Origin of the sequence: Sneathiella sp. (genome assembly GCF_041689005.1) — a bacterium.
Classification (GTDB): domain Bacteria; phylum Pseudomonadota; class Alphaproteobacteria; order Sneathiellales; family Sneathiellaceae; genus Sneathiella.
The window spans coordinates 1-13,938 of sequence record NZ_JBDNHC010000144.1 but is presented as its reverse complement, the minus strand read 5'-3'; the positions used below and the strand labels follow the sequence as shown (position 1 = coordinate 13,938).

At 51.4% G+C, this 13,938-nt stretch carries 13 protein-coding genes and 1 tRNA gene; 5 read left to right on the top strand and 9 right to left on the bottom strand.

Annotation, left to right across the window (positions count from 1 at the left end; translation table 11 throughout):
• Positions 1 to 90: 90 nt before the first annotated feature.
• Both ACESNI_RS16070 and ACESNI_RS16065 read right to left on the bottom strand, forming a co-directional pair.
• Entirely contained in the window at positions 91 to 951 is an 861-nt protein-coding gene (locus tag ACESNI_RS16070; RefSeq protein WP_373088837.1) for a DUF3108 domain-containing protein, read from the bottom strand.
• Positions 952 to 1,033: 82 nt separating this feature from the next.
• Complete coding sequence (locus ACESNI_RS16065; RefSeq protein WP_373088835.1) at positions 1,034 to 1,834, bottom strand: undecaprenyl-diphosphate phosphatase; 801 nt, start codon at positions 1,832 to 1,834, stop codon at positions 1,034 to 1,036.
• A gap of 165 nt (positions 1,835 to 1,999) precedes the next feature.
• Here ACESNI_RS16065 and ACESNI_RS16060 point away from each other — a divergent pair, with 165 nt between their 5' ends.
• Positions 2,000 to 2,653 carry a 2-hydroxychromene-2-carboxylate isomerase gene (locus ACESNI_RS16060; RefSeq protein ID WP_373088833.1) on the top strand — a complete coding sequence of 218 codons (654 nt, stop codon included), beginning with the start codon at positions 2,000 to 2,002 and terminating at the stop codon, positions 2,651 to 2,653.
• 8 nt (positions 2,654 to 2,661) lie between these two features.
• On the opposite strand, the gene ACESNI_RS16055 is transcribed toward ACESNI_RS16060, so the two are convergent.
• The 5 genes from ACESNI_RS16055 to ACESNI_RS16035 all read right to left on the bottom strand — a co-directional run bounded on the left by ACESNI_RS16055 (position 2,662) and on the right by ACESNI_RS16035 (position 8,241).
• Positions 2,662 to 2,895 carry a hypothetical protein gene (locus ACESNI_RS16055; RefSeq protein WP_373088831.1) on the bottom strand — a complete coding sequence of 78 codons (234 nt, stop codon included), beginning with the start codon at positions 2,893 to 2,895 and terminating at the stop codon, positions 2,662 to 2,664.
• A gap of 110 nt (positions 2,896 to 3,005) precedes the next feature.
• Complete coding sequence (speB, locus tag ACESNI_RS16050) at positions 3,006 to 3,905, bottom strand: agmatinase (RefSeq protein WP_373088829.1); 900 nt, start codon at positions 3,903 to 3,905, stop codon at positions 3,006 to 3,008.
• A 23-nt stretch (positions 3,906 to 3,928) separates the two neighbouring features.
• Positions 3,929 to 4,966 (bottom strand): deoxyhypusine synthase, encoded by a 1,038-nt coding sequence (locus ACESNI_RS16045; RefSeq protein WP_373088827.1) that lies wholly within the window; start codon positions 4,964 to 4,966, stop codon positions 3,929 to 3,931.
• Between the two features lie 34 nt (positions 4,967 to 5,000).
• On the bottom strand, positions 5,001 to 6,197 hold the full coding sequence (locus ACESNI_RS16040; protein WP_373088825.1) for a type III PLP-dependent enzyme: 1,197 nt from the start codon (positions 6,195 to 6,197) through the stop codon (positions 5,001 to 5,003).
• A gap of 157 nt (positions 6,198 to 6,354) precedes the next feature.
• The gene (locus ACESNI_RS16035; protein WP_373088823.1) at positions 6,355 to 8,241 is read right to left on the bottom strand and encodes an ATP-binding protein; all 1,887 of its coding nucleotides are present in this window, start codon (positions 8,239 to 8,241) and stop codon (positions 6,355 to 6,357) included.
• A 242-nt stretch (positions 8,242 to 8,483) separates the two neighbouring features.
• On the opposite strand from ACESNI_RS16035, the gene ACESNI_RS16030 reads away from it, so the two are divergent.
• A complete protein-coding gene (locus ACESNI_RS16030; protein ID WP_373088821.1) occupies positions 8,484 to 9,623 on the top strand; it encodes an FAD-dependent oxidoreductase in 1,140 nt (379 codons plus the stop codon).
• 147 nt (positions 9,624 to 9,770) lie between these two features.
• Here ACESNI_RS16030 and ACESNI_RS16025 read toward each other — a convergent pair whose 3' ends face one another.
• A complete protein-coding gene (locus ACESNI_RS16025) occupies positions 9,771 to 10,679 on the bottom strand; it encodes a LysR substrate-binding domain-containing protein (protein WP_373088819.1) in 909 nt (302 codons plus the stop codon).
• A 122-nt stretch (positions 10,680 to 10,801) separates the two neighbouring features.
• Here ACESNI_RS16025 and ACESNI_RS16020 point away from each other — a divergent pair, with 122 nt between their 5' ends.
• The 3 genes from ACESNI_RS16020 (at position 10,802) to ACESNI_RS16010 (ending at position 13,686) form a co-directional block, all read left to right on the top strand.
• Entirely contained in the window at positions 10,802 to 11,680 is an 879-nt protein-coding gene (locus ACESNI_RS16020) for a pirin family protein (RefSeq protein WP_373088817.1), read from the top strand.
• A 350-nt stretch (positions 11,681 to 12,030) separates the two neighbouring features.
• A complete protein-coding gene (locus ACESNI_RS16015) occupies positions 12,031 to 12,609 on the top strand; it encodes an NADPH-dependent FMN reductase (protein ID WP_373088815.1) in 579 nt (192 codons plus the stop codon).
• Positions 12,610 to 12,747: 138 nt separating this feature from the next.
• Complete coding sequence (locus tag ACESNI_RS16010; protein WP_373088813.1) at positions 12,748 to 13,686, top strand: pirin family protein; 939 nt, start codon at positions 12,748 to 12,750, stop codon at positions 13,684 to 13,686.
• A gap of 115 nt (positions 13,687 to 13,801) precedes the next feature.
• On the opposite strand, the gene ACESNI_RS16005 is transcribed toward ACESNI_RS16010, so the two are convergent.
• Positions 13,802 to 13,878: transfer RNA gene (locus tag ACESNI_RS16005), tRNA-Met, on the bottom strand.
• Positions 13,879 to 13,938: the final 60 nt, after the last annotated feature.

The window sequence follows — 13,938 nt, the reverse complement described above, 5'->3', positions numbered from 1 at the left end:
ACTTCATCTACACTTTCCCGCCTTGTACATACATGATAAATACGGCCTGCCCGGCAAAACCCCGCGGGAGATTATCCGGATTTCTTACCCCTATTTCAGATTTCGGCTAACGAGGTTAATTCCGCCCTCATGATACCGGTCGAGATGTAATTCCAATACGCCGAATTCGGTACTAACCTCCATCCGAACGGGAACTACCCGACCGCCAGAAACCGGCGCCGCTGCCCATACGACGAACTCCTGCGTCAAGTTGTTCTGGTTGATGCTATCCTTTTTGAAGCCACCTTTCTTGGTCACATCAATTTTGCAGCCAACGGCAGGTCCTGAAAATACGGAATAACGCGATGGCTTAAAAACGCGCTCGCCTTTTTGGGTAAGATGAACATCATAGCGTCGTTCACCATCGAAGACCGGCAGATCCATCGTACAGTCTTTTCCTGCCTCAAGCCGACTGGAGGCCGCTAACATGGCTGTCATCGGATCGATGCTGTTGGGCAGGCTTTTCGGGTCAATCGGAACATATTTATTGGGATTGCTCGATCTCTTTCCGGATCTTTCCACGGTTATTTTACCGGACTTATCATAATCCATCTTTACCGTCCGGAGTTTCTTGTTCCAGGCGCTTTCATGTTCGTGAACAAGGGGAGAGAATTTACCTGGATCGACGATACCAATCGTCTCACCATTTGCTATCCAGCTGAGAGCCCATTCGAAAGCCTTGCTCGTCATGGCGGCGCTGTCAATTTTATAGCGATTGCCGTCCTGTTCGATTTGCGTGGTGATTCCGCCGAGATACAAGCCGCCAACATAAACGGAATGATGGGTTTCAATGGTATTTTCCGCCGGACTTCGGGCCGCCATCCCTTGTTCTGGCAAGATAAAGAAAACCGCGATCAAGCCGAGATAAAAACAATAACGGGCTGCAAGTTGTCTTATTTCAAGTTTATCCATCTCCACCCTCTTGTATGTTGCTTTAAAAGATGGGGCTAATCGGTGATTTTATCAAGCGTCAAAAACAGCGGGTGATTACTCTCTAGGTGAGAAAATATATCCCGATGAGCAGAACACCGAGCAACAGACGGTAAATGACAAACGGCATAAACCCGATTTTGCCGATCCAGCGCATCAACAGACTGATCGCCAGAACAGCAACAAGACAGGAGACAACGGCGCCAGTAACAGCCTCTATGCCGACTTCCAGGTTACCGGCTGAAATCAGGCTGATCGCGGCCAGCAGTCCGGCCCCGAATATAATCGGAATGGACAGCAGCATCGAAAAATGAGCCCCCTCGGTCCGGCTCAACCCTCTTATTCTTGCTGCTGACATCGTGATCCCGGACCGGCTCGTTCCCGGCAGCAGAGCCAGAACCTGAAACAGCCCGATTACCAGGGCATCCATTGCTGTCATCGCGTGAATATCTTTTTGGACCGGAAATTTCATGTCCGCCCAGCCAAGAAAGAGCCCAAAAATGATTGTCGTTGCCGCCACCAACAATATGGAGCGCATATCAGAGGAGATCAGGTAATATACACCGGCCCCGGCAATAACCACCGGTATGCTGGCGATGATAATATGATAGCCAAGTTTTCGCCCATCGGCTGCTGTCGTCTCTCGCGGTGCGAGGAAGGCCATCAGGATTTCCATGATATCCTTCCGGAAATAGAGGACCACTGCGACCAGCGTTCCGACATGAACTGAAATATCAAGGACCAATCCCTGATCCGCCCACCCCGTAAGAGTGGGAATAATCAACAGGTGACCGCTGGAGGAAATGGGGAGGAATTCAGTAATTCCCTGTACGACCGCCAGGACGAGAATATGAAAAAATGGCATGTCGCCGCCTTTACTTGGATGGGCCCGGGGTCCGACTTAAGGCTTCTCTTTAAAATGAGCGAAGCCCTAATACAAATAAAAACCCCTAAAGACGCGAATATAGCCTCGGATTGGTTAAGGTTTTATGATACTTCATGCCCAACAATAAAAAGCGTGGAGGACGCCATGACCCATACTGTCGATCTTTTCTGGTCTTTCAGGAGTCCATACTCCTATCTCGCAATCCCACGCATTCTGGAGATCACCCGGGACTATGATGTCGCGGTCAATGTCCGGCCGGTTTATCCCATCGCCATCCGAAACCCCAAGTTTTTCTCCGATGTCAATCCGCTCTGGATTCCCTACCTGATGACGGATATCACGCGCGTTGGGGAAATGAATAACATCCCGATTTCCTGGCCCCGCCCCGATCCTGTCAACATGAACAGAGAGACCAAGGAAGTCCCGGCGGATCAACCCTATATCCACCGTCTTACGCATCTTGGAATTGCCGCGGCAGAGGCCGGTGACGGCCTTGCCTTTATTGACCAGATTTCGCGGTTGATCTGGAATGGTGAGACGAGAGGCTGGCAGAAAGGGGATCATCTCTCCAATGCCGCCGCAAAAGCCGGGTTTGATCTTGCCCATCTTGATCAGCTTATCAGCGCTGACTTTGATGTTTATGATGCGAAAGTCAGTGAAAATCAGCAGGCTCTCGAACAATCCGGTCACTGGGGCGTCCCTACCCTCGCCTACAACGGGGAAGCTTTTTTCGGACAGGATCGCATCGACCTCTGCTTGTGGCGAATGAAGAAGAACGGCCTCAACGCGCGGCTATAATTCTGAAATCAGCGAATTATTGGCAGCGGAACAGTTGAGGTATCCTTGTTAAGATAGGCAAATTGCCAGTTGTGTTCCGCCATGACACCCGCCTCGCCGCTCATCGAAACATTCAGGATACAGAGCATCGCAATTGCCACGGCTGCGGAAACAACCATAATTTGCCGGCTGGACTTTTTCACGTGTTTTCTGACCTTGGCTGCGGTCTGGCGCCGCTTGTTTTGTGAAAATTCTTCATACATGGTCCAAACCCTCTCTATTATGAGAGCTTGATCATGACCGGCAATTGAGACAACTTTATTTCAGAAAAAGGGCAATTTTAGGCTTATTTCCGGGCGGTATTAACGAAAGCCTACGCCGCAAGCGCCAGGGAAAGGATCTTATAGGCGAGCTTCGCCGCGAGAAAATTAGGGGCATGGAACCCCTCTATCGGCGCCAGTTCATTGATATCCGCACCGACAATTGTGCCTGCTTTTGCCGCGGCACTAATAATACTTATGGCGTCATTCCAGAAAAATCCTCCGGGCTCCGGCGTGCCGGTGGCAGGCATAACAGAGCCATCAAAACCGTCGAGATCAAAGGTAAGATATATCGGTCGCCCTTTAAGTGGCGCAACAACATCCTCTATATTCCAGCTTTCCCGGTCCTTGCCCCAATGGATCGAAATGCGGTGGCGGTTTGCCTCCAGAAACGGGATTTCCTCCGCCGAGATATTACGAATACCAACAGAGACAATAGACACAGTCGGGTGATCCAACACCCGGCGAATGGCAGCCGCATGTGAGTAATGCTCCCCCTCATACCCATCTCGCAGATCCGCATGGGCGTCAAAATGCAAGATAATCAGGTCATCATATTTCTCAAGAAACGGACGTATAGCCCCCGGCGTAATCGAATGCTCGCCGCCAAACACCATCGGGAATTTTCCAGCCTGCAGCGCCTTGGTGGTCAGGCCGGCCAGATCATCAATCGCCGCTTTGATATTGCTGCTGTCAATTTTGGGCTCGCGAAGCGTGACCACCCCGAAGTCCCGGAACGGTTCGCGCCAGAGCGCCTCGTCAAACAATTCCACCTGATGACTGGCTTCAATCATTGCCGCGGGGCCCAGAGCCGTGCCGCCGCCATAGCTGACGGAGCCTTCAAGCCCGAAGGGGATTATAACGGCGCGCGCTTGCTCATAGGACACGGCATCCTCAGACGACAAGCCGAGAAAACCTTCCTTAGAGGGCATAATATCCGGATAATCGGCCATCTATGAAAGGTCCGATCGCGCCATTAATCAAATAACCGCGAGAATTGCCGGCGGGGGCGCCCCTTCCAGCCACCCCGGTGATAGACATCAGAGGCGAGCAGCGGAACAACGGAGGACGCTTCTGCAAAGACCATCTGTTCCCATACGGTATTCACCTTTCCCCAGCTCGCAGCCTCCTTCAAGGTGGAGGAGGAACAGGCACCATCGCGGACGTCAGCAACAGAGATCTGGACGGCATATTTATGCATATCCACCTCTTTGCCGAGGATTTCCGCGCAAACGACCGTATCCTGCACAAAGTTTTTGGGAACACCGCCACCGATCATGAGTAGCCCCGTGGTTCCGGCCGCGATCTTGATCTCTGTCAGCTCCCGAAAATCCTTCACGCTGTCAATACTCAGGTGGCGGTCCGGGTTTTCAACCTGATGCTTCACGAGGCCGAAGCCTGCCGAACAATCCGAAAAGGCAGGTACGAAAATTGGCACGTCATGGTCATAGCAAGTTTCGATCAGGGAGTTTTTCTTGACCGAATTATCCTTGAGCCAGCGACCCATTTCCTTGATAAATTCACGCGAAGAATAGGCGCGCGGCTCCAACGCATCAGCAATTACCTTGACTGCCTCATCGCAGGACTGAAGCTCTTCTTCATCAATATAGGTGTCGTATATCCGATCAATATAAAGGTCACGAAGCCGGTTATCGTCGACCGCCCCATCCGCCTGATAATGGCGAAACCCAAGGGCCTCGAAAAAATCCATATCCACAATCGACGCGCCGGTTGAGACAATCGCGTCGACCAGGCCGGCCTCGACCAGATCGCGGTAGACATGCATGCAGCCACCGGCGGAGGTTGAACCTGCCAACGTCAGGATGACCGCGCAATCCGGATCTTCCACGGCCATGTTGAAGATATCCGTCGCGCGAGCAAGATCGCGGGAGGTAAAGGACATCTTGCCCATAGCGCTAATGATCGGGCGCGCATCAAAGCTTTTAATATCGATATGCTCTACTGTTTTGGACAGCAGGGCCGCCTTGTCATTACTTTTTGAAGTATTGGCCATTTTTTTAGTCTCACATCCTTGTGTTCATCCGGATTTACGGAAACGAGGCCGCATTTTCAATCCCGACCATGGTTTCCGAATAAAACCCGTTGAATTTCGTTTGCATGGCATAGCCATAAGCCCCCAGATGACGGAAAATAATCCAGTCTCCTTCACAAACATCGTCCGGCAGCTCAAGACGTTCCTTCATCTTGTCAATACTGTCACAGGTCGGGCCGTATAGCTGGAACAGGGTTGTTTCGATGCTCGTTTGCAATCGCCCGGCGCGATAGAGTTCGCAAGGAAAAGACCAGCCAAGCTGCCCGGCGTCAAATAACGAGCCATAGGTGCCGTCGTTCAGATAAAGCGACTGGCCCCGCCGCATTTCAACCCGAACGGCAACCGCGCCGCCCTCGGCAACCATCGCCCGGCCAGGTTCGCAATAAATCTCCATGCCGCGAAAGGCGCTTTCCCCAAGTGCGGTATCGATTGCCTTGAAATAATCTGACAATGGGAGGGGTGCCATATCCGGGTAGGAAACCGGAAATCCGCCGCCCACATCGAGCATATCAAGCGTCATGCCGCATCCGTCCAGCATGTCGGCAATATTCCGGATGGCATTGGCATAGGCCTCAACTTCAAGACATTGCGACCCGACATGAAAGGTGACGCCCAGTTTGCTGGCAATCTGGCGCGCATGGGCCAGCAGTAGAGGAGCCTCCATCAAGGTGGCACCAAATTTATTGTCGAGCGGATAGACGGCCCCGGCCTGCGAGACGCTCAGCCGTAAAAACAGGGCCAGATCCTCCGCCTGTGCTGTTTCCTGTTTGATTTTCTTTAGCTCATCCAAGCTATCGAAGGCGAAATGCCGGACGCCCATGGCATAGGCACGATGAATCGCCTGCCGGCTCTTAACTGGGTGCATGAAATACAGTTGTGCCATCGGCAAAACCACAAGCAGGCTCTCGATTTCACGAATTGACGCGACTTCAAAATGCCGGATACCTGCGGCCCATAGCAACCGCAACAGCGCCGGGTGAGGGTTGGCCTTCGCCGCATATAAACAAGTGCCTGGAAAGCCGGAAAGAAACGTTGCGGCCGTCTCGGTGATCTTGTCGATATACAGAAAATGAACGGCGTCATTCGACTGCTCGATTTCGAGAGCCGTCGCTTCATTTTCGTAGCGCCTTAATCCCGCCAGGGCTTGCTCCCGATCAGCGATATAGCCCTCATAATCTTCAAGCAGTTGCAATTCTTATGTTCCCAAATTAAAGCCAATTCAAAACATTCATTCCAATTGCGTCACTATCAGAAAAGATACCGCTCCGCTACATAAAGATTCTAATGATTTGCATTGATTTTTGGGGGGCTACGCCCCATCGGATATTAACGGGCATCATCGCTGGCGCCTAGGCGCATTTAAGGACCCTGGATTTCGGCAACCTTATTTCAACTGTGGTTCCAGGCTTGAAGGAATTGCTCGCTATTTTCAGTTCACCGCCATGGAGTTCAACGATTGATTTGGTGAGTGGCAATCCCAGTCCCGTACCCTCAATTGACTTCGTTACTGAGCGATGGGCACGCCCGAACGGCCGCATGACATTCTCGATTTCATCTTCATCAATCCCGTATCCGTTATCTTCAACGAAAATGCTGATATACTGGTCTGAATCGGTGCTTGCATGAAGCGATATGAGACCTTGTTCGGGCGTAAATTTAATGGCGTTATTGACGACATTTATCAAGACCTGCTTTAACTTTCTCTCGTCGCCGGTTATGCGAATATCAAGGTCATTGGAGATTGATAACAAGGTTGACTTTTCGATCGCCTTTGCCGCCAGCATTATTTGCGTTGATTGCACAAGTTCATAGAGATTGAATTCCGTCTCCTGGAGCTTGACTGTCCCGGATTCTAGCCTCGAATAGTCAAGGATATCGTCAATCAGGGAAAGAAGATGCCTTCCCGAAGACTGGATATTGTCGGCATATTCGCGATATTTAGCATTTTCGATAGGGCCAAAAATCTCCTTGGCGAGTACCTCGGAAAACCCGATAACCGCATTCAGGGGCGTTCTGAGTTCATGGCTCATGTTAGCCAGAAACAGGGATTTTGATCGCGTCCCCTGTTCCGCTTTTTTCTTGGCGAGCCTCAGTTCCTGCGCGACCAAATGCTGCGCTGTAATATCCTGCAGCGTTCCGCTTGCGCCCAGTAACCTGCCGTTTGTGTCAAAATCCAATCGGCCAAGGACCCGGACATATATCAATTTTCCTGTTTTTTGGATAATCCTGAACTCGACGTCAAAGGGTTCCCGCTTTGCGCCGGAAAGATTAAATACAGTTTTCAGATTTTCTACATCGTTGTGATGCACAAGCGCTATAAATTGCTTATAGGAGGGCTCGACCGTGCCGGGCTCAAACCCCAGAATCCGGAATATTTCGTTAGACCAGTCATGGGTGTCTTCCACGTTATTATGTATCCAGTTGCCAATTTGAGCAATAGTTTGGGCCTGCTCCAGTTTAGAGCGACTGTCTTCAAGCGCTTTTTCACGCTCCCTCATTTCGGTGACGTCGGTACGAATTGACACGATACCGCCCGCTTTTGTTCGATTGTCTACCAACCTGTATATCTTGCCGCTGGCAAGTTTATACTCTGCCGGGCCTTCCGTGCGCCGGCGCGCCTCAAGAGATTCCGCTATCCATTCCTCTTCCCGGCCTATGGCGTCCAGAATACTGCCCGTGCTGACTTTGGAACGTAACAGGACTTCAAAAGGCTGCCCGGGTTTCAGCTTGTCCTGATTGCTGGTATAAAGTTCCCGATAGGCATTATTGAAGGTAACCAACCGATCATTCTTATCAAAAACGGCGACAGCATCGGACATTGACTCTATCGCGTCAATGAGGGTCCGCTCAGCCAGTTCTGCCCGCTCAATCGCGCGTTTCAAACGGGCATTATTTTTCCGGTGCTTATCCTCAGATCCTCTACGTGCACTAATTTCCTCCTTCATTTGACCAATGGCAGGCAATATACGGAAAATCCCGACAATAACGGCCATCATGCCTGGAATATAAGCCAACAATGTCCAAATCTGCATAATGTGCGAACCGCCCAGGCCGACATCAAAAAAAGAAATATTGCCAATGAACAGCATATCAATCAACGATGCGAATGCGAGAATAGCAAACCCGACGCTGATGAGCTCACTTCCATATTTTACATGGGATAATTGCTTTTTCCGCATGAGGAAGACTATAAGCATTGTCAGCAGACAGACAAAAATCGCCACTTCACTCAGCATAATTCTCGCCCTTCGGACTTTCTGCTATGTGGGTTCCAAATGTGGCCATAAATTCCAGTTCCACTTTTAATAGGGAAATATTTCGCTAACTATATTTCTAAAATGTTGATCTTGGGTTAAGAAATGGCAGACTAATTTTCAAAACGCCCGCTGTACTTCCGAGCGGAAGAAAGACAGCCTTTTGCGGCAGGTGAATTGACGGTGATAAAAACAGGCATGCCGATACATGGGAGAAGAGAAGTTTGACATCAAAGATTCTCATAGTCGGCGCCGGAATTGCCGGGCTTTCTCTTGCCCGCCGCTGTATGGCCTATGATCTTGCCTTCGACATCATTGAGAAAAGGCCTTCCGACTATAGCTATGAAGCCGGGGTTATTCTTCCCTTCAACGCTGTCAGGGAATTAAAAAAGCTTAAGATTTTTGACAGACTTTCAGACACGTCACATCCCTTTTCAAAAATCACCTACAGCACCACATCCGGGCGGAAACTGGGTATTGAAAATCTTATTTCTTCGCCGTTTGAAAATGACCAGTTTGTTGCCGTGCGGCGGCAGGCTCTCTGGGAGGCGCTTTTCAAGGGTCTCCATAAAAAGGTAAGGTTCAATACCGAATTGCTGTCGATTGAGCATGGAGATGATCATGTCGTCATCAGTTGTTCCAATGAGCTTTTAAACGGCAAATATGATTTAGTTGTCGCCGCGGATGGTATTAATTCTGCCGTTCGCACTAAAAATTACGAAGGTCAGGAAACCATCGTTGATAACAATATCCTCTGCGGACATTTTCTGGTGACTTACCCCGATCACGGCCTGCAGCCAGTATATATGATCGGCAATGCGGAGTCTTTTGCCCTCTATCCGCTTGATGAGAATACACTCTGCTGCTTTATGCAGGTTCTTGACGAAAATGATGCGAGCGCTTCGGCGGACGACGCAGGAAAGAACATTGTACATAGATTTTCGTCATATGGTGGCGTCGTACCGGAGATTTTGTCAAAGCTGGATGCCAGTACAATTCTCGTTAATCGATTGAAATCCGTAACGGAGCCGCGGTTTTTCGATCGCCGCATCGCTTTTGTCGGTGACGCCGCCAACGGGGGATTTCCCTTAATTCACCAAGGCGTGGCCACCGCCCTTGAAGACACTCGATATCTTGCGGATAGCCTCGCCATGCAGCATATCGATCAGGCACTTGAGAGTTACAATGCGCGCCGCGAAAACGAGGTTGCGACGATGAGGCGGTATTCGGACGAGACTATTCTTTCCTTCAAGAAAGCACGATTCAGTGGAGTCCGATCCATCAGTAGTCTTAAAATCCGTGCCTTCGGCCTCGCGAATTTTCGATGCTGGAGAAAACTGGCAGCAGGAAATCAGTTTAGTTAGGGGAAAATTGACATGATTTCAAACAGGTCCGCCCATGCAGCGGATCAGGATTTGCTGCTATAATTTCAGGAGATTTGGTTGCAACGGTATACGGCTCGCGTGTTTCCACAGTGATTATTCCGACTTCATCGATCCGACATGGAAGCCTTAGCCTTTAGCCGAGCGCGCCTCATACTCTGCCGCCAAAAAATCGATAAAACTTCGGACGGATGGCAGTAGGCCGCGCCGCGTCGGGAATATCGCTTGAATTGTTCCGGCGGTCGGTAACCAGGCTGGCAGCAAGTCGACGATTACCCCGTCACGAAGGGCTTCTTCGGCAACCATGCTCGGCAACTGCACCACTCCAACACCTTCTATTGCCGCGTATAGCAATTGCGACATATCATCCGTAACGAGGCGTGGATTATGCGGGATACGTACATGCGCCTGGTCAGGCCCGTCAAGTTCCCAGACGTGCTCATGATTGAGTCGGTCCAGATCCAGGCTGGGAAGTGTTGACAGGTCAGCCGGTCTGATGGGTTTTGGAAGACCCTCAACCAGCCTGGGACTCCCCACAATTTTCTGTTTGCTGTTGCCTAACACCCGCATAGTCAAATCAGAATTCTCAATTGGCGGGAACCGAACGCGGATCGCAACATCAATCCCTTCGCTGATAACATCGACGCGGCGAGATGTAGATTCGAGCTCGATCGTCACAAGCGGATTCGCCGCCATATAGCGAGAGACCATCGGGCCGACTTCGAAGCAGATGAGCGCTGGCGGCGCGCTGACACGAATTAGACCTTGCGGACCGGAACGCGAGCGGTCGATCACCTCCTGTGCGGCCTCCGCCTCGACGAGCATCGCTACGCAGTGATGGTAATACGCCTGACCGATCTCGGTGATCTTCAGCTTGCGGGTTGAGCGCTGGATTAACCGGACGCCGAGCTGGTCCTCCAGTGCCATAATACGGCGGCTGAGCTTGGACCTCGGGATACCGAGACTCCGGCCTGCCGCAGCATAGCTACCATAGTCCACCACTTGCACGAAAAAATATAGGTCGTTGAGATTTTGCATAGATAATTGTCCCATAAATAGGACACTATGGTCAATAATTATATCTTTTCTTACTTGTGTCTCACATTTATCTTTCTTTCAAAGGAAACCGGCATTCCCGGTTCACGAAAGGAGATAAGGCTATGCGACAAATTCTTGGTGTCCACAGCGCGCCCCGTCAGCACTGGGTCGGTGACGGCTTTCCCGTCAGAACCATGCTCTCACACCACGACCAGGGGCGACATATCAGCCCCTTCATCATGCTGGACTATGCTGGCCCCGCGACGTTTGAGCCAACAGAATCCCGCCGCGGTGTGGGTGCGCATCCTCACAAGGGTTTTGAGACTGTTACTGTTGTCTATGAGGGCGAAGTTGAACATCGCGATTCCACGGGGGCTGGCGGTCTGATTGGGCCCGGTGATGTCCAGTGGATGACAGCGGCCTCGGGCATTCTGCATGAGGAACATCATTCCAGGGCCTTCGCCGCGAAGGGTGGCAATTTTGAGATGGTACAGCTTTGGGTCAACCTTCCCGCTAAAGACAAGTTGGCTAAGCCTGGTTATCAGACCTTGCTCAATGCGGACATTCCAACGATCGAGCTGCCCAATAGCGCAGGCAAACTGCGTGTCATCGCAGGAAGTTTCGATCAGGCTCAGGGCCCGGCCCACACATTCACGCCGATCAACATGTGGGACGTGCGGCTTGCTCGCGGTAAGTCCGTAACGCTCGATATTCCGGAAGGGCATACATTGTCAGTGCTCGTGCTCTCAGGAACAATTGAAGTCAACGGTCAGGAAATAGCCCGTGAGGCACAAATGGTCCTGCTCGGCCGCGATGGCGGCGTGGTGACGATTGAAGCCAACAACGAAGCGAAGCTTCTGGTTTTGACCGGCGAGCCAATTGACGAGCCGGTCGTCGCGCATGGGCCGTTTGTTATGAACACTGCCGCGGAGATCAATCAGGCGATGATCGACTTCCAGAGCGGTAAGCTTGGCACAATGCCAGCAACAGAATCTGCGTGAACTGAGACGGCTCTAGACCAATGGCTAGAGCCGTCTCATACTATTGCTGGTATTGATCGAGCCATAAACACGGGTTATTCATAGAAACCTGAGTACTCTATTGGGGCGAATTCGAAGTGCAAAGGACCTTGGGCTGCCCTAATATCGTCTACGGCCGTTGACCAGACGTTCGCAGCTTATGATGCGGGTGCCAATGCAGGTGCACCGGTGAGCCACGTTTTGATACTGCTCTAACTGTTGAAGATAGCTTGCAGCAAAGCGGGCCGGAAGTAATTGTTTCATCGTCGCCAAGCACGAACAAATGTCAAACCTGACATTTATATATAATTCAGTTTCAAAGGAGAGAGTCTATGTTACCTAAACTACATGTCATCATCTGTTCCACCCGGCCCGGACGGGTCGGTCCCTCCGTGGCTCGCTGGTTCTCTGAATTTTCCAGCCGGCATGGCAAGTTCGATGTGGAACTTGTCGACCTGGCCGATTTCAATCTGCCAATTTATGACGAACCCCTCCATCCGGCACAACAGAAGTACGAGCATGCGCATACCAAGGCCTGGAGCAAGAGCGTGGCCGCCGCCGATGCCTATGTGTTTGTGACGCCGGAATACAACTACAGCCCTCCGCCGTCTCTGGTCAATGCACTGGATTACGTCTACAGGGAATGGAACTACAAGCCCTGCGGCTTTGTCAGTTATGGCGGCGTCTCCGGTGGCTTGCGTTCCGTACAAGCTGCCAAGTTGCAAATGACAACCTTGAAGATGATGCCGATGATGGAAGGCGTCATGATACCCATGGTTGCCAGCCTAATTGACGATGCGGATACCTTCCAATCTAACGACCTAATTGACAAATCCGGCGTTACGCTGCTGGACGAATTGTTGCGATGGACCTTGGGTCTCAAGGCTATGCGTGAGTCAATCGGTGGTTAAAATATGTGCCGAGTGACTCAATTCTTTGATGTCGGAATGATTATTAATCCATATTCCTGATTACCGCTCTGTCATGAACGCATAATATGATGGCGAAAGGCAGCCGTTAAGGCATAGTTTAGAAAGGAGGCGAAAAGAATGAGCTGGAACCCTGCAATGGAGCCTGGATGTCCCGATGAAATCGGGATTGATGCCATCGAAACGCTCATAGTACCCCGCGCCCACGATTTAGGCGGATTTGAGGTGCGCCGCGCACTGCCATCTCCGAAACGGCAAATGGTTGGCCCCTTCATTTTTTTCGATCAGGCTGGACCGGCAGAGTTTATTACGGGCAAGGGCGTTGACGTCCGCCCGCATCCACATATCGGACTGGCGACGGTAACCTATCTCTATCGCGGCGAGTTCCAGCATCGAGATAGCCTGGGCACCAATCAGCTCATTCTCCCCGGCGCAGTCAACTGGATGGTTGCAGGCAGTGGTGTGACACACTCCGAAAGGACAAGCAAAGCCACTCGAACAGCCCCGCACAGCCTTTTTGGTATTCAAACCTGGGTCGCACTTCCAGAAGACAAGGAGGAGGTCGCTCCCAGTTTTGAACATCATGACAAAGAGGCGCTGCCGGTGATTGACGATGACGGCGTAAATCTGCGTTTAATCTTAGGCCGTGCCTACGGCGAAACTGCACCGGCCAGCATTTTTTCCGAGACCTTCTATGGCGATGCGAGCTTGGCGCCGAACGCACGATTACCACTCCCCGACGATCACGAGGATCGAGGTTTGTATGTGGTGGAAGGTTCAGTATCGATTGCCGGGCAGGAATTCGATTCCGGGCAAATGATGGTGTTCCGCCCAAACGATAAAATCACTATTGCAGCGGGGCTGCAGGGCGCTCGGGTGATCATCCTGGGCGGGGAGACCCTGAATGGCCCCCGCTACGTCTGGTGGAACTTCGTATCGTCAAGCAAGGAACGCATTGAGGACGCCAAGGAGCAATGGCGGCTTGCAGATTGGGGCAAGGGGCAGTTTGATTTACCGCCGGATGACCGATCAGAGTTTATTCCGCTACCCAATTTATGATGACAGGTGTCGTTTAAACCAGAAACGGATTGAAGCCCTAATGAACCTATCTGGCTTTACGCTTCTCTCCCCCTCAAAAACACAAAACCCGCCGAGATAGGCGGGTCTTGTGTTTTGGTTGCGGGGGTAGGATTTGAACCTACGACCTTCAGGTTATGAGCCTGACGAGCTACCGGGCTGCTCCACCCCGCGATCGGATTTTGAAGTTGGAGAGCGCCCGTATGGGCGCTTTCTGCCATTGTTATTGATCTG